The sequence below is a fragment of the Nocardia gipuzkoensis genome (assembly GCF_021183645.1).
GTDB lineage: Bacteria > Actinomycetota > Actinomycetes > Mycobacteriales > Mycobacteriaceae > Nocardia > Nocardia abscessus.
Genome location: NZ_CP089225.1, coordinates 3,639,139 through 3,654,187, shown reverse-complemented (window position 1 = coordinate 3,654,187; position 15,049 = coordinate 3,639,139). Strand labels below are relative to the sequence as shown.

Genomic DNA, 15,049 nt, shown 5'->3' with positions numbered 1-15,049 from the left:
GATGATCAGCCCTTCGGCTTGCCCGTGCAGAAGGTGACCTTGGGATCGGTTTCGATGAGCCGGAAGCCGTCGGCGTTCGCGTCGCACAGCAATTCGTCGGCTTGGCCGTCGATCCGCTTCAGCACCTTGAAGGTGGCGTCCGCGGACGCGCAGTCGACGTGCTTGTAGCCGGTCGTGCTGCTCTCGTTGTAGCAGCTGCCCTCCTTGAAGTTGGGCGCCAGGCACAGGAACGCGGTGGTTCCGCCGCCCAGGGTCTCCTCATAGGAGGTGTAGTCGGCGGCGCAGTCGGTCTTCTTGTCGTAGGACTGCGCGATCTTGTACACGGCCTTGTCCGACGAGCAGTCGACCGGCTCGGTCTTGGAATCGACCGCCGAGCCCTCGATGACGTTGATGCAGTCGCCGACCTCGGCCTTGGCAGTGTCCGACTTGCCCGCGTCGCCGATCATCGAACAGCCGGCCACCGTGACCACTACCGCGGCCACCGCGACGAGGGCGAGCACGACCCGTGCCAGCAGCCTCGCTCCTGGAAACTTCACCTGAAAACCTCTCTCACCGAACACGTTCACGGGCTCGTGAACGCGGTGAGGATACCCGCAGGACCAAGCGGCCGCATCAGCCAACCGGCTGACCCCGAGCGGGCGGCGCGCTACATGTGCGTGCCGTAGAGCCCCATGAGCGCGTAACCGAGGATGCTGGGGAGCAGACGACCGAGCAACGAGAACGCAGAGTAATTCACTAGCAACGCCTTTCGCGATTTTCATCCAACTGGACTCTTGTCCGGTATGCGGAGTGTGTCGTCGTCCGAGACCGGGTCGTTACGCTTGGTCAGTATGACGGTCGAGGACGTCGCGCACGACCTGTACGGGCTGGCGCCCGCGGAATTCGTCGCGGCCCGCGCGGACCGGGCGGCCGAGGCCAAGCAGGCGGGCGATAAACAGCTCGCGGCTGCCATCGGCAAGCTACGCAAGCCGACCCTGACCGCATGGGCGGCGAACCTGCTGGCCCGCGCGGCACCCGGCGAAGTGGCGGATCTGCTCCGGCTGGGCGCGGCACTGGCCGCCGCTCAGCGGAAACTCTCGGCCGAGCGGCTGCGCAGCCTCACCGCCCAGCGGCAGCAGCTGGTCAACGCGCTCGCCAAGAAGGCGGGCACGCTCGCCGCCGAGCACGGGCATCCGGTCGGCGAGGGTGTTGTGCGTGAGGTCGGCCAGACGTTGGCTGCGGCACTCGCCGACCCGGAGGTGGCCGAGCGGCTGCGCACGGGAACCCTCGCCACCGCGGCGAGCTACGAAGGCTTCGGGCCGAGCGGACCGAACCTGCTGGCGGTGCCCGAACCGGCCGCGGCACCCCGGCGCGCGGCATCGCGGCGGCAGCCGGACGACACCGCGAGCCGCGAGCTGGCCGACGCCGAGGAGGCGGTCGAATCCGCTCGCGCCGCAAAGGACTCTGCGCAATCCGCGCTCGCGGAAGCGACGGAAGAACTGTCCGGCGCCGAAGAACGCGTCGCCGCGCTGCGCGAGGAGCTCACGCACGCCGAACAGCAGCGGCAATTCCGCAAGTCGGCCGAGCGGTCGGCCAAGGAGGACCTACACGCCGCGCAACGCCGGCTCGACCGGGCCGAACGCAGAATGGCGAAGGCTCGCGAGCACGTCGCGAACGACTGACGATTCAGCTGCGCAGGGCGCCGGGGAACAGGTACTCCTCCACCGGCGGCGCGGTGGTGTTCAGCCACGCGTGGAAGAAACCGGTCAGATTCATAGGCGTTCTGGACTGCACGAAGGCGCGGAACTCCGGCATCGAGGCGTTGCCGTAGGCGTGCGCGGCCAGGAAATCCCGGACGGTCGCGAAGAACACCTCCTCGCCGATCTGCTTGCGCAGCGCGTGCAGGAACAGCGGCCCGCGGTAGTAGACGGAGGTGAACTCTTTCCCGGCGCCGGGGTTCTCCAGCGGGATGTCCCAGAACTTTTGGCTGTCGCGGTACTTCCGGATGGTCCTGCGGTAGTCGTCGTCGACGTTCTTGCCCTCCGTGCGCTCCGGCCACAGGTAGTCGGCGGTGTAGCTGGCGAAGCACTCGTTCAGGCAGATGTCCGACCAGTTGCGCACCGACACCCAGTTGCCCCACCACTGGTGCGCGATCTCGTGGACCACCGTCTGCAGATCGATCCGCGGTGCGTAGAGCGGGCGGGTCTGGGTTTCCAGCGAGAAAGTGATGTCGGCGTCCAGGTAGATGCCGCCCGCGGCCTGGAAGGGGTACCGGCCGTAGAGCTGTTCGGAAAAGTCCAGGATCTCCGGCAGGCGCTGTTCGAGTTCGCGCTGGCGACTGTCCGCATTCGGCGCGAACGCGCTGATCAGCGGAGTGCCGTCGGCCCTGCGCTGCTCGAGGTAGTCGAACTTGTCGATCGCGACGGTGGTCAGGTAGCCCAGCACCGGCTCGGCGCTGGCCCACCGGACCGTCCGCTGGTCGCCGCGCACCACGTTCTCGGTTCGCACACCGTTGGACACCACCTCCCACTCCGCGGGAACGGTGGCGTTCAGCGTGAACGTGGCCTTGTCCAGCGGGGTGTCGTTGAGCGGATACCAGCTGGTGGCCGAGTGCGGCTCGCCCGCGACGAAAGCGCCGCCGCTGGGCGCGAACGTCCATCCCTCGCCTTGGGTGTTCACGGCGGGGCCCGCGTAGTCGACGGTGACCGTGAACGGCACCCCGGGCAGTAGGGGGAGCATCGGCGTCACCGTCAACTCGTGCTCGCCGTTGCGGTCGAAGGCGGCTGGGAGGTGGTTCACCGACACCATCCGCACCTCCGGTCCCGCGAAGTCCAGGTTGAACACGCGCAGGGCCTGGGTAGCGGCGGCGTCGATCGTGGCAGTGCCCGCGAGCCGACGGCTCGGCGGGTCGTAATCGATGGCGATGTCGTAGTGCCGGACGTCATAGCCGCCGTTGCCGTCCAGCGGGTAGTACGGATCGCCCAGGCCCGGCGCGCCGACGAACGGGTCCGCGGGAGGTTCGGCGTTCGCGGGTAAGCACGGCACCGCGACGAACACACACGCGACCGCGGCGCACATCCGGCCGGACAACCTCATACGAACGACCACCCCTCTCCACCCCGCCTCATGCCGGTACCGGCGCACCGACCACGCTGGATGGTAGCGGCTTCAGTCGCCGCTGCCGGTCAGCGCCACCGACGCGCCGACACCGAAGATCATCACCCCGCCCGCTCCACCGACCGCCTCCAGCCTCCGCGGCGACTTCGCGAACCAGGACCTCGCCGAGGCGGCCAGCAGTGCCCACGCACTGTCGGAGACCAGCGCGATGGCGAGGAAGACGGTGCCGAGCAGGAGGAACTGCCACGACAAGGAGCCCGCTGCCGGGTCGGCGAAATGCGGCAGCACCGCGGAGAAGAACACGATAGCTTTGGGGTTGGTGAGTCCAACGATCGCGCTCTGGCGCAGCACTCGCGCATGGGGCGTCGGCTCGACCGGGGCGCCCAGCGCCTCGCGCAACGCCGAGCGCTGGCGAATCGCTTGGATTCCCAGATACATCAGATACAGCGCGCCCGCGAACTTCACCACCGTGAGCGCCAGCGCCGACGCCGTGAGCAAGGTACCCAGCCCGATCGCGACCAGGACCAACGCCGCGTAGACACCCGCGGCGTGCCCGAGCACCGAGAGCAATGCCGCGCGGCGGCCGAGGGTGAGCGCACGACCGACGGTGAACAGCACGCCGGGACCGGGCACGACGATGATGACGACCGCGGCGGCGACGAATGCCAGCAGGTTGGACGCTGGAACCATCCTTCGAGTGTAGGCGCGCGCGCAACCGGGAATCGTGCGTTCGCAGCCGGATTCAGGTGCCGAGTTCGCCGGGCAACTGATCCGGATCGAGCAGCAACCGTTTCGTGGTGGTGCGCCGCACCTTCTCCGCGAGCCCGAGATTGTCGGTGAGCAACCGCCACTCGGTCTCGCCGATCGCCGCGCGGGCGCCTGCGATGACCTTGCCGTCGGTGGTGCCCCACGCGATCGGCATGGCGCTCACCGATTGCCAGCGCTCGCCCACCGGCCGTGGCGCCCGGTCGGTACGCACCGCGACCGACGGCACTCGCTCCCCCACCTTGGCCTCATGGCCGGGAAGGGCACCGACCTTGCGGGTCACCAAGGCATAGCGCCGGTCACCTGTCTCCGGCGTGGAGACGTCCACCAAGGCGAGCAGCACCACACCGGACGGACGCACCTCCGAGACCACCGCGGGGACCAACTCTCCGTCCGCGTAGAGCTTCTCGATGCTGGAATGCCACGGCGTCCACAGGGCCACCCACAGGGCGGTCACCGCGCCGAGCGCGAAGGCGACCGCGACCAGATACGCCCAGGTGTGGTCCAGCCAGATCAAGAACGCCGCCCCGCTCGCCGCGACGACCGCTGCGGCGATCGCCATGACGCGCAGGCGGCGAAGGTCGGCGAAGACTTCGTTGACCGCGTGGGCGTGCCTGCGGTCCACCGCGAATTCGAAGCGTCGCACGCCCTCATTCCTAGCACAGTTTGCGGAGGAAATGCCTCCGCTTATCCGATGGCGGGGCCGAGCAAGTCGTCGGCATCCGTGATGCGGTAGGCATACCCCTGTTCGGCGAGAAAACGCTGACGATGAGCAGCGTATTCAGCGTCGAGCGTGTCGCGCGCGACCACCGAGTAGAAATGGGCCTGCCCCCCGTCCTGTTTCGGCCGCAGCAGCCGGCCGAGGCGCTGCGCCTCCTCCTGTCGAGAGCCGAAGGTACCCGAAACCTGCACGGCAACGGACGCTTCCGGCAAATCGATGGAGAAGTTCGCCACCTTGCTCACCACGAGCACCGGGATCTCGCCGCGCCGGAACGCGTCGAAGAGTTCCTCGCGGTCCTTGGTCTTCGTCGACCCCTGGATCACCGGGGCGTCGAGCGCGGCGCCGAGTTCGTCCAGCTGATCCAGGTAGGCACCGATGACAAGGGTGGGCGCGTCTCGGTGCTGGGCCAGAATCGACTCGACCACAGCGATTTTGGTGTGCGCGGTGGAGCACAGCTTGTAGCGCTCCTCCGGCTCGGCGGTGGCGTAGGTCATCCGCTCCGCATCGGTCAGCGTGACCCGGACCTCGATGCATTCGGCAGGGGCGATCCACCCCTGGGCCTCGATGTCCTTCCACGGCGCGTCGTAGCGCTTCGGGCCGATCAGCGAGAACACGTCGCCCTCGCGGCCGTCCTCGCGCACCAGCGTGGCGGTCAGGCCGAGCCTGCGCCGGGACTGCAGATCGGCGGTCATCCGGAAGACCGGAGCGGGCAGCAGGTGCACCTCGTCGTAGATGACCAATCCCCAGTCGCGGCTGTCGAACAGCTCCAGGTGCTTGTACTCGCCTTTCGTGCGGCGAGTGATCACCTGGTAGGTGGCGATGGTGACCGGGCGGATCTCCTTGCGTTCACCGGAGTACTCGCCGATCTCGTCTTCGGTGAGCGAGGTGCGCGCGAGCAGTTCGCGCCGCCACTGCCTGCCCGCCACCGTGTTGGTGACCAAGATCAGCGTGGTGGCCTTCGCCTTGGCCATCGCCGCGGCGCCGACCATCGTCTTGCCCGCGCCGCAGGGCAGCACCACCACCCCGGAGCCGCCCGCCCAGAACGAGTCGGCGGCCATCTGCTGGTAGTCGCGCAGGTGCCAGCCGTCGGTCGCGTAGTCCAGCTCGATCTCGTGCGCCTCGCCGTCGACGTAGCCGGCGAGGTCCTCGGCGGGCCAGCCGATCTTCAGCAGCATCTGCTTGATCCGGCCGCGCTCGGACGGGTGCACCACTACCGTGTCGTCGTCGATGCGCGCGCCGAGCATGGGGGCGATCTTCTTGTGCCGGAGCACCTCCTCCAGCACCGCGCGATCCAGGCTGACCAGCGTCAACCCGTGCGCGGGATGCTTGACCAGCTGCAACCTGCCGTAGCGCGCCATGGTGTCCACCACGTCGACCAGCAACGGCTGCGGCACGGCATAACGGGAGAAGCTGACCAGCGCGTCCACCACCTGCTCGGCATCGTGCCCGGCCGCCCGCGCGTTCCACAGCGCCAGCGGGGTCACCCGATAGGTGTGCACATGCTCGGGCGCCCGCTCCAGCTCGGCGAACGGCGCGATCGCCTGCCGCGCCGCGTCGGCTGACTCGTGGTCGACCTCCAGCAGCAGTGTCTTGTCACTCTGCACGATCAGCGGACCGTCGTTCACAGTCCCTCCTCCGATAGATTCCCCGCCATTCTCCCCGACCCCTCCGACAACCCGCAGGCTACCGGGCCTTTCCACAGGGCGCGGTTGCGGCGGCGACCGGGTGTAACACCGGAAGGGCCCGATGTCTTCCCGCGGCCCCCGAGACGGGCTGCTCAGCCGTGGCTGAGCGCGCGTTCGGCGAGCGCGCCGAGCACCGGCCCGAGGGTCTCGGCGTAACCGATCGTGAGGTGGTTGTCGTCACGGTAGACGAGGTTGTTCCCGACGATGACGGGGCAGCGAGCCGCGGTGCAGAACAGCGCGGTCAGGTCGGCGTACTGTCCGCCGCCTGCCGTCACCGCCGCGTGCTCGGCCGCAATGCCCGCGTCGTCGACCGCGACCGGGCGCGCGGGAGCGCATGCCGAGGCGTCGCCGAGATGCTCGGCCACGCACGCGGGCACGGTGGCATGGGGATCGGGGATCGCGCCGAGCACGAGCACAGCCGAGCCGGTCGCGCTCAACTGGGCGACCAGGCGGTGCAGGCTGTCGATCCACGCCTGGTCGTAGGACACGAAGCCGAAGTCGCCACCGTAGCGCCGGGACATGCTCACCACGATCAGCCGCGGGCGCTGGTGTCGCAGCCGGGTCAGGATCTGCCCGCGCCACTGCTCGCATTCGGTGTACGCGCGGCCCAGGTAGGGACTCGTGATCGGCAGGTCGAACAGTGGACAAGTGACTTTGGCCATGGTCTCCAGCCGCCAGTGGCGCGATCCGGCGATCTGCTCGAACGCCGGCTGCCACATCGCCGCGTGGGAATCGCCGACCAAGGCCACCGTGGTGGCCGCGTCCGGATCGCCGGAGGCACACTCGGCCTGGCCCACGTCGTGCCAGGACCGGACGCAACCGTTGTCGAACACCTCCGCCCGGTCGCCACGCGCATCGGCGAGCGAGGGAGTGAGGTTGGCGGGAACGTCGCGGACTTCGGCGGAGGCGGCGACCGCCGACTGAGTTTGCGCCGTCAACTGCCGGATCACGTCGTCATGCGGGTCGGCGACGGGGCTAGCCGGTGCCACCGGTGTGAGGGTGAGCCGCTGCGCCGCCGCGCCGCGGCCGACCGGAGCGGGCACCACCGTGAGCAGCGCAAGCGCCACGCAGATCGCGATCGCGGTGCTCGCACCGCCACAGGCGAGGCTGAGCCGGGCCGAACTTCGCAACCGAACGGCGAAGCGAACCGGATCCTCGACCAGCCGCTGGGTGAGCATGGCGAGTCCGCAGGCCATGGCGACCGCGCCCAGTGCGCCGACCGACCCGAGCGGGTGGCCGAGCACCTGCGGCGCCAGCACCAGCACCGGCCAGTGCCAGAGGTACCAGGCGTAGGACACTCTGCCGATCGCCCGCAGCTCGGGCACCGCTAGAACGCGACCGGCACCGAATCGCGCGCGAGCGCAACCGGATCCGATCACCAGGACCGTGCCCAGCACGGGCAGCAGCGCCGCGGTGCCCGGATACGGCACGTTCTCGTCGAGGTGAACGCAGGCCGCGAGAATCGCACCGAATCCGGCCCAGCCCGCGACGGCGGATACGCCCTCCGGCAGCCGGGCCCACACGACGGCCGTCAGCGCGACCACGCCGCCTGCCGCCAGCTCCCAAGCCCGGGCAGGGAGCGAGAAGAACGCCCACGGGGGCAGCGTTTCGGTCCAGATCAGCGAGACCGCGAAGGAGAGCGCGGCCACCACCCCGAGTGCGACCAGGTACGGCAACGGCCCGGTCGAACCGCTGCGGCGCCGCCGCACCAGCCAGGTCGTCGCGATCACCAGCGCGGGCCATACCAGGTAGAACTGCTCCTCCACGCCGAGCGACCAGAAGTGCTGAAACGGCGAGGGCGGCGCATCCGCGGCCAGGTAATCGGTGCCGTGCAGCGCGAAGCGGTAGTTCCCGGCATACAGTGCGCAGGCGATCCCATCGACGAGGACTTCGCGAGCCTGCAACGGCGGTAACAACGCGGCCGCGGCGATCGCCGTGGCGACCAGCACGACGCCCGCCGCGGGCAGCAGTCGGCGCGCACGGGCACCGTAGAACCGCACCAGCCCCACGGTGCCGGTGGCCACCGCTGCTCGGCAAAGTATTCCGGTGATGAGAAAGCCGGAAATGACGAAAAAGACGTCCACACCGACGAATCCACCCCCGATCCCCGGCACACCCGCGTGAAAAAGCACCACAGCCGCTACGGCGACCGCTCGCATTCCCTCGATATCCGGCCGAAATCCCTCCCGATCCGACCCGCCGCCCACCCCGTCCGCCCGCCGCTTTCGCAACCCGCTGACCGTGGCCGTCATAGCCCAGCATTGTCATCCGTTTCGTCACCAATGTCCCGCCGACTCGCCGCCCACCACCACCCCTGGCCTGGGCTTTTGAAATCCGCATGCGCGCACTGACCGTGAACCCGAGCGGCTGAGCCCGCTCGGCGCGACCTCGGTCGAGGGCAGAGGTCACCCGAGTGGATATTCCCGCTTCCCGTCCAGCGGGTGTGAAGTGGACCGCGACAGGGGTCGGTGGGGCGGGTGAGGATCGGGGGGTGATCGAGATGGTGGCGGTGGTGGGGGTTGCGGTGGCGGCGTTGGGGATGGTTCTCACGCCGGGGCCGAACATGATGTATCTGGTGTCGCGGACGGTGTCGCAGGGGCGGCGGGCCGGGTTGGTGTCGTTGGCGGGGGTGGCGGCTGGGTTCGGGGTGTATCTGGCGGCGGCGACGGCGGGGATCACGGCCGTGTTCGCGGTGGTCCCCGGGCTGTATCTGGCGGTGAAGCTGGCGGGCGCGGCGTATCTCGGGTGGCTGGCCTGGCAGGCGGTGCGGCCGGGCGGTGTCTCGGTGTTCGCGCCCACGGCGCTGTCCGCGGATCCCACGCGGCGGCTGTTCGCGATGGGGCTGGTCACCAATCTGCTGAATCCGAAGATCGCAATCATGTACATGGCGCTGATCCCGCAGTTCGTCACGCCGGAGCACGGCAAAGTCTGGTTGCAGAGTCTGTGCCTGGGCGCGGTGCAGATCGCGGTGGCGCTCACCGTGAACGCCCTGATCGTGCTCGGCGCGGGTGGGCTGGCGACCTTGGTCACCGGCCGCCCGCTGTGGCTGCGCGTCCAGCGCTATCTCACCGGCACGATGCTCGGCGCGATCGCCGTCCTGCTCGCCACCGACCGCACCCGCCCCACACCGGCCTGAGCCGATGTGACGCCGGTGCGGCGGCTGCTCGGCTCAGCGCGGGGCCGCGAGGCGATAGTGCAGTTCGGCGAATTGACCGGCCTGCTCGACGGCGACGAGGCGCATCCGGGTGGACAGGATGCGCCGCGGCAGCAGCGGTGCGCCCGCGCCCAGGGTCACCGGCACGATGCTCACCATGACGTCGTCGAGCAACCCGGCGTCGGCGAATTGCCCGGCCAGGTCCCCGCCGCCGACGATCCAGATATTGCGATCACCGGCCGCGCGCGCCATCTCCTGGTGCACCGACTCGACCGTCCCCGACACGAACCGGAGATTCGCACCGGGTATCGCGGGCAGCTCCCGGTGGGTGAACACCCAGCACGGCAGGTCGCCGTAGTAGGTGTGCCAGTTCTCCGGCGAATCGTTGGCCACCATCCACTCGTAGGTGGTCGCGCCCATGCACAGGGCGCCGACCCGGGCGAGGAAGCCCGCCGTGCTCGCCTGCGCCTCGTCCGCGCCGTCCACCTCGAACAGCCAGGTCAGTGAGTTGTCCGGATCGGCGAGGTATCCGTCCAGACTGGTTGCGGTGTAGTACTGGGTAGCCATGCCAGGCAAGGTTGCCACCGAAACCTGACAGTTCACGGCAAGGTTTGCGAATCAGCCGTGACGCAACCGGCGCACGCCCTCGTCCAGCGTCTCGTCCCGCTTGCAGAAGGTGAAACGCACCAGGTGGTTCCACGCGGCGGTGTCGTCGGCGAACACGCTGACCGGCACCGCCGCCACCCCGAGACGCTTCGGCAGTTCCCGGCAGAACGTCAGTCCATCGGCGGCGCCGAGCGGGGTGATGTCGGCGACGACGAAGTAGCCGCCCGCGCTCGGATACACCCGCAGACCGGTGTCGCTGAGCGCCGCGGAAAGACGGAGCCGCTTCTCGGACAACGCATTCCGCAGCTCGCCGACCCAGCCCAGCTCGTGGTCGATCGCGTGTGCCACGGCGGGCTGGAACGGCCCGCCCGCCACGAACGTCATGAACTGCTTGGCCGCGAGCACGCCATCGATCAAATCCGCGGGCCCGCAAGCCCACCCGGTCTTCCACCCGGTGACGCTGAATGTCTTCGCGGCACTGGACACCACGATCGTGCGCTCGGCCATGCCGGGCAGGGTGGCCAGGCTGACGTGTTCGGCACCGTCGTAGACCAGGTGCTCGTAGACCTCGTCGGTGAGCACCAGAAGATCGTGCTCGCAGGCGATCTCGGCGATCGCCAGCAGGTCCGGGCGCCCCAGCACCGTGCCGGTCGGATTGTGCGGCGAGTTGACGACGAGCATCCGGGTCGCCGGAGTGATCGCGGCGCGCAGGCTGTCCAGGTCCAGCACGAAGCGGTCTCCGTCGGCCACCAGCCGAGCCGTGCGCCGCCGCGCGCCTGCCAGCGCCACCGCCGCGGCATACGAGTCGTAGTACGGCTCGATCAGCACGACCTCCTCGCCGGGCTCGACCAGGCCCAGCACCGCCGCGCTGATCGCCTCGGTCGCCCCCACCGTCACCAGCACCTGCGTGTCCGGGTCGTACTCGGTCCCGTAGCGCCGGGCGCGGTCGGCGGCGACGGCTCGGCGCAGCACCGGCATGCCACGCCCGGGCGGGTACTGGTTGAGACCGTCGGCGATGGCGCGCCGCGCTACTTCGAGCATGCTCGCGGGCCCGTCGGTGTCGGGGAACCCCTGCCCCAAGTTGACCGCGTCGTGCCGGACGGCGAGCTCGGTCATCTCGGCGAAGATCGTGGAGGCGAAGGGACGCAGGCGGGCAACGGTCTGATGTCGCGAGGGCATAACCGGAGACTAGCTCAGCCCACCTCCACGTGTTCTACCGCACAAACCCGCTGGTAGCGGGTGCCTCGGCGGGGGCGCATCGCCTGCCACCTCGATCCGATCGCGCGAAGCCCCCGCCACATCGGAGGTCGCCGGACACGCATCGAAATGCTGCGGCAGGTGCCGCACGACTCGATCGCGGGCACCTGATTCGACTCCTGGACACCGGAGCGGGGCGTTGGCTCGTCCCCTGGCCGGGAGCCGGGGCGTCCACGGGAACTGGCCGAGTCCGTCAGCGTCCCGGCCGATCCCCACCGGGCGGCAGTCTGGTGCGGCTCAACCCAGACGAATCCCGCCGAGTTTGGCTGGATTCGCGAGATCGTAAGTACCCCAAACCAGCCCGTCACGCACCGTGAAGCCGAGTACACGCGCGGGATAACCGCTCCGGCCTTCCCGCGCCGGCCGCGCCTGGACCGCGAGCCCCAATTGCCCGTTGACCGAGACGATTTCGAAGTCCGGCGACGCGTCCTCGAAGCCATACTTGCGCACCAAGCCCAGGTAGAACCGGGCGATGCGATCCGCGCCGTGCAGCACGTTGATCGCGGTGGCGGTGGTGCCGTTGGCATCGCCGATCATCACCGCGTCCGGATGCAGCGCCGCCGCGACGGCGGCCACGTCACCGGAACTCAGCGCGTTGAGGAAACGCACGACGGCGGCCTCGTGCTCGGCATCCGGCACCGGCTGCGGCATCTGCGTCACCGCCTTGCGGGCGCGCACCGCCAGCTGCCGCGCCGCGTCGGCCGATACGCCGAGGATGTCGGCGATCTCGTCGAACGGCACCGACAGCCCGTCGTGCAGTACGAAGGCCACGCGTTGCGGCGGCGTCAGGGCGTCCAGCACGATCAGCGCCGCGAACCGGCACTCCTGCTTGCGCACCACCGCTTCCAGCGGGTCGGGGGCGCTCGACTGCGTGCGCGCGGTGACCACGGGTTCCGGCAGCCACTGACCCACGTAGCTTTCCCGCCGCGCCGCCGCGCTTCGCAGACGGTCCAGGCAGATGCGGGTCACCACGGTGGTGAGCCAAGCCCGCAGATCTTCGATCTCGGACTGGTGGGCCCCCGCCAAGCGCAACCAGCTCTCCTGCACCGCGTCCTCGGCATCGCCGACGCTGCCCGTCAGCCGGTAGGCGACCGAGAGCAGATGCGCCCGATGTGACTCGAACAGGTCGGAAAGCAGCGCGGCAACCATCGAGGGAAGTCTACGGTCCGGGTCTGGAACGTTCCCGCGCGGCATCTACAGGTTTGCGCGAGATAACCGGATGATCCGCCGGACCCTTCCGTGGCAGCATGACGCGATGGACCAGCAAGTGCTGTCGAACGGAACGATCTGGCTGTCGCGCCCGACGACGGACGATATCGACACCATCACCGAGTGCTGCCAGGATCCGGACATCGCGGAGTGGGTGACCATCCCGGTGCCCTACGTACGGGACAGCGCCGTGACCTTCATCGAGGAGATGGTGGTCCCTGGTTGGGCCGCGCGCAGCCCCACTTGGGCGATCCGGTTGCGCGCCGACGGACCGGTCGTCGGCATGATCGGGCTCGGCGAACGCGACGAGAGCGCGGCCGAGATCGGTTTCTGGCTCGTCCCGGCGCAGCGGTCGCGCGGCCTGATGACCCAGGCGGTCGAGCTGGTGTGCGAGTTCGGGTTCCGCGCCGACGGCCTGGCTCTGGAGCGGATCGCCTGGCGCGCGTTCGTCGGCAACTACGCCTCGGCCGCGGTCGCGCGCCACGCCGGATTCCGGTACGAGGGCCTGGCCCGGCTGGGCAGCCTCCAGCGCGGACGACGCCGCGACCACTGGTTCGCCGCCCGGCTGCGCACCGACCCGCCCGGCCCGGCGGACGACTGGCCCGCCGAGTTCGCTCGTGGCCGGACGCCGAGCCACGGCGTAGCTCGCCGATGACAGCCGACCCGCGATTCGCCTGGATCATACGAACTATGGCGGTTCGGCCCGCCGATCGAGTGCTGGAAATCGGTCCTGGTTCCAGCGATTCGATCGCCCGCCTGGCCGAGCAGGCGATCGACGGCACGGTCGTCGGCGTGGAACGTTCGGTCACGGCCATCGCCCGCGCGAGTAAACGGCATGCCGCGCACCTCGCGTCGGGCCGGGTCCGCTTGGTGCACGCCGACCTCGCGGATCTGGCCCAGGACCGGCTGCTGCGCGAGACCGGGCTCGGCGCGGCGGGTTTCGACAAAGTCCTCGCGGTGAACGTCAACCTGTTCTGGACCAAGCGCCCCACCACCGAACTCGCCCTGATCCGGCAACTGCTGGCGCCCGGAGGAACGCTGGGCCTGTACTACGGCTACGGCCCGCCCGACGCCGCGGATCCGACCAGCCCGAAGCCGCCGCTCGCCCGGCTGACCGAACACCTGACCGAAGCGGGTTTCGATGTCCGCACCATCTCCTCCGGTGACCTACTGGGCGTGCTCTGCTGCTGATGGTGCTCGACCAACGGCGTCTGCACGGCCCGCGTGAGCGCGGGCGACTTCGCCGCGACCTCGACTTTGCTGCGCAGCACCGTCGGTTCGAGCGTCCCGTCGGACGGATCAGCGCTCGCGGCGCTGCCCCACCGCCTCGGCCAGGCGGTCCAGCTGCTTCGCGGTGGTCTCCCAGTTCAGGCAGGCGTCGGTGATGGACTGGCCGTAGGTGAGCTCGTCGGCGTGGCCGAGGGTGAGGTCCTGGCGTCCCGCGACCAGGAAGCTCTCCAGCATGACGCCGACGACTGCCGCCTCGCCCGCCGCCAGCCGCCGCGCGATATCGGTGACCACGTCGACCTGCTTGTTGTGGTCCTTGTTGCTGTTGCCGTGGCTGGCGTCCACCACGATCCGCTGCGGCAGGGACGCTTTCTCCAGCCGCAGGCACGCCTCGGCGACCGACGCCGCGTCGTAGTTCGGGCCGTTGCTGCCGCCGCGCAGGATCACGTGGCAGTCCGGATTGCCGGTGGTACGGATGAGCGCGGAGCGGCCGTCGAGGTCGGTGCCGGGGAACACGTGGCTGGCCGCCGCCGCGCGCACACCGTCCACTGCCACCTGGACGTCGCCGTCGGTGCCGTTCTTGATTCCGACCGGCATCGACAGCGCGCTGCTGAGCTGGCGGTGCACCTGGCTGGCCGCGGTGCGCGCGCCGATCGCGCCGTAGGACACCAGGTCCGCGATGTACTGCGGAGTGATCGGGTCCAAGAACTCACAGGCCACCGGGAGACCGAGCGCGGTGATATCGACCAGCAGCTTGCGGCCGAAGCCCAGTCCGGTGTTGACGTCGAACGAGCCGTCCAGGTGCGGGTCGTTGATCAGGCCCTTCCAGCCCAGGCTGGTACGCGGCTTCTCGAAGTAGACCCGCATCACCACGTGCAACCGGTCGTCGAGTTCGGCGGCCTTCGCCGCGAGGCGGCGCGCGTAGTCCAGCGCGGCGGCGGGGTCGTGCACGGAGCACGGGCCGACGATCACCATCAGGCGATCGTCCGCGCCGTTCAGCACGTCGACGGTGGCTTTGCGCCCCGCACGGACGGTATCGGCGAGCGCATCGGTGATCGGGTGCACGCGACGCACCTCAGCCGGCGAGCGCAGCGGGCTGATGTTGAGGGTGCGTTGATCGTCCAGATCGGAATGCCGCGCGTCGACGTCGGCTGCGGTTGTCATGTCGTGGGTTTCCTTATCTCGAGGCCGACCCACGGAGGAGAAATCCCGTCGAGCCGGTCATCGTCCGGCTCGGGGTGGAAGTCAGTCAGCGCACGCGGTTGCCGCAGACCAGCCCACCCAGGGCCGGCTTGCTAAACCAGAAATACACGCGCTGCACGTCGGGGA

The 15,049-nt window shown here is 69.4% G+C and carries 14 protein-coding genes; 4 read left to right on the top strand and 10 right to left on the bottom strand.

Features of this window, described 5'->3' with window-relative positions:
• Positions 1-5: 5 nt before the first annotated feature.
• The gene (locus LTT66_RS16445; RefSeq protein WP_195094810.1) at positions 6-536 is read right to left on the bottom strand and encodes an LppU/SCO3897 family protein; all 531 of its coding nucleotides are present in this window, start codon (positions 534-536) and stop codon (positions 6-8) included.
• A 294-nt stretch (positions 537-830) separates the two neighbouring features.
• On the opposite strand from LTT66_RS16445, the gene LTT66_RS16440 reads away from it, so the two are divergent.
• Positions 831-1,661: a hypothetical protein gene (locus tag LTT66_RS16440; protein ID WP_233068476.1), complete on the top strand. Its 831-nt coding sequence runs from the start codon at positions 831-833 to the stop codon at positions 1,659-1,661.
• Positions 1,662-1,665: 4 nt separating this feature from the next.
• On the opposite strand, the gene LTT66_RS16435 is transcribed toward LTT66_RS16440, so the two are convergent.
• The 5 genes from LTT66_RS16435 to LTT66_RS16415 form a co-directional block, all read right to left on the bottom strand.
• Positions 1,666-3,075, bottom strand: a complete 1,410-nt coding sequence (locus tag LTT66_RS16435) for a M1 family metallopeptidase (RefSeq protein ID WP_233068475.1) — start codon at positions 3,073-3,075, stop codon at positions 1,666-1,668.
• Positions 3,076-3,147: 72 nt separating this feature from the next.
• Positions 3,148-3,786 carry a LysE family translocator gene (locus tag LTT66_RS16430; protein ID WP_181722803.1) on the bottom strand — a complete coding sequence of 213 codons (639 nt, stop codon included), beginning with the start codon at positions 3,784-3,786 and terminating at the stop codon, positions 3,148-3,150.
• Between the two features lie 52 nt (positions 3,787-3,838).
• Entirely contained in the window at positions 3,839-4,507 is a 669-nt protein-coding gene (locus LTT66_RS16425) for a DUF3239 domain-containing protein (protein ID WP_233068474.1), read from the bottom strand.
• Between the two features lie 41 nt (positions 4,508-4,548).
• On the bottom strand, positions 4,549-6,207 hold the full coding sequence (locus tag LTT66_RS16420) for a DNA repair helicase XPB (RefSeq protein WP_233068473.1): 1,659 nt from the start codon (positions 6,205-6,207) through the stop codon (positions 4,549-4,551).
• 152 nt (positions 6,208-6,359) lie between these two features.
• The gene (locus LTT66_RS16415) at positions 6,360-8,519 is read right to left on the bottom strand and encodes an acyltransferase family protein (protein WP_408638808.1); all 2,160 of its coding nucleotides are present in this window, start codon (positions 8,517-8,519) and stop codon (positions 6,360-6,362) included.
• A gap of 239 nt (positions 8,520-8,758) precedes the next feature.
• On the opposite strand from LTT66_RS16415, the gene LTT66_RS16410 reads away from it, so the two are divergent.
• Positions 8,759-9,403 (top strand): LysE family translocator, encoded by a 645-nt coding sequence (locus tag LTT66_RS16410; protein ID WP_233068472.1) that lies wholly within the window; start codon positions 8,759-8,761, stop codon positions 9,401-9,403.
• A 33-nt stretch (positions 9,404-9,436) separates the two neighbouring features.
• Here LTT66_RS16410 and LTT66_RS16405 read toward each other — a convergent pair whose 3' ends face one another.
• The 3 genes from LTT66_RS16405 to LTT66_RS16395 all read right to left on the bottom strand — a co-directional run bounded on the left by LTT66_RS16405 (position 9,437) and on the right by LTT66_RS16395 (position 12,433).
• A complete protein-coding gene (locus tag LTT66_RS16405) occupies positions 9,437-9,988 on the bottom strand; it encodes a dihydrofolate reductase family protein (RefSeq protein ID WP_233068471.1) in 552 nt (183 codons plus the stop codon).
• Between the two features lie 51 nt (positions 9,989-10,039).
• Positions 10,040-11,206: a pyridoxal phosphate-dependent aminotransferase gene (locus LTT66_RS16400; RefSeq protein ID WP_233068470.1), complete on the bottom strand. Its 1,167-nt coding sequence runs from the start codon at positions 11,204-11,206 to the stop codon at positions 10,040-10,042.
• 315 nt (positions 11,207-11,521) lie between these two features.
• Positions 11,522-12,433 (bottom strand): sigma-70 family RNA polymerase sigma factor, encoded by a 912-nt coding sequence (locus LTT66_RS16395; RefSeq protein WP_233068469.1) that lies wholly within the window; start codon positions 12,431-12,433, stop codon positions 11,522-11,524.
• A gap of 106 nt (positions 12,434-12,539) precedes the next feature.
• Here LTT66_RS16395 and LTT66_RS16390 point away from each other — a divergent pair, with 106 nt between their 5' ends.
• Both LTT66_RS16390 and LTT66_RS16385 read left to right on the top strand, forming a co-directional pair.
• Positions 12,540-13,148, top strand: a complete 609-nt coding sequence (locus LTT66_RS16390) for a GNAT family N-acetyltransferase (RefSeq protein WP_233068467.1) — start codon at positions 12,540-12,542, stop codon at positions 13,146-13,148.
• A gap of 35 nt (positions 13,149-13,183) precedes the next feature.
• Positions 13,184-13,684, top strand: a complete 501-nt coding sequence (locus LTT66_RS16385; RefSeq protein WP_233068465.1) for a class I SAM-dependent methyltransferase — start codon at positions 13,184-13,186, stop codon at positions 13,682-13,684.
• Between the two features lie 108 nt (positions 13,685-13,792).
• Here LTT66_RS16385 and LTT66_RS16380 read toward each other — a convergent pair whose 3' ends face one another.
• Positions 13,793-14,884, bottom strand: coding sequence for a 3-deoxy-7-phosphoheptulonate synthase (locus tag LTT66_RS16380; RefSeq protein ID WP_233068463.1), 1,092 nt, complete (start codon positions 14,882-14,884; stop codon positions 13,793-13,795).
• Positions 14,885-15,049 lie beyond the last annotated feature (165 nt).

What these genes read in the sequence shown, in the direction of transcription:
- LTT66_RS16380 (WP_233068463.1), bottom strand. Translation starts at nt 14,884, where the DNA reads ATGACAACCGCAGCCGACGTCGACGCGCGGCATTCCGATCTGGACGAT.
- LTT66_RS16395 (WP_233068469.1), bottom strand. Translation starts at nt 12,433, where the DNA reads ATGGTTGCCGCGCTGCTTTCCGACCTGTTCGAGTCACATCGGGCGCAT.
- LTT66_RS16415 (WP_408638808.1), bottom strand. Translation starts at nt 8,519, where the DNA reads ATGACGGCCACGGTCAGCGGGTTGCGAAAGCGGCGGGCGGACGGGGTG.
- LTT66_RS16390 (WP_233068467.1), top strand. Translation starts at nt 12,540, where the DNA reads ATGGACCAGCAAGTGCTGTCGAACGGAACGATCTGGCTGTCGCGCCCG.
- LTT66_RS16440 (WP_233068476.1), top strand. Translation starts at nt 831, where the DNA reads ATGACGGTCGAGGACGTCGCGCACGACCTGTACGGGCTGGCGCCCGCG.
- LTT66_RS16400 (WP_233068470.1), bottom strand. Translation starts at nt 11,206, where the DNA reads ATGCCCTCGCGACATCAGACCGTTGCCCGCCTGCGTCCCTTCGCCTCC.
- LTT66_RS16405 (WP_233068471.1), bottom strand. Translation starts at nt 9,988, where the DNA reads ATGGCTACCCAGTACTACACCGCAACCAGTCTGGACGGATACCTCGCC.
- LTT66_RS16430 (WP_181722803.1), bottom strand. Translation starts at nt 3,786, where the DNA reads ATGGTTCCAGCGTCCAACCTGCTGGCATTCGTCGCCGCCGCGGTCGTC.
- LTT66_RS16435 (WP_233068475.1), bottom strand. Translation starts at nt 3,075, where the DNA reads ATGAGGTTGTCCGGCCGGATGTGCGCCGCGGTCGCGTGTGTGTTCGTC.
- LTT66_RS16385 (WP_233068465.1), top strand. Translation starts at nt 13,184, where the DNA reads ATGGCGGTTCGGCCCGCCGATCGAGTGCTGGAAATCGGTCCTGGTTCC.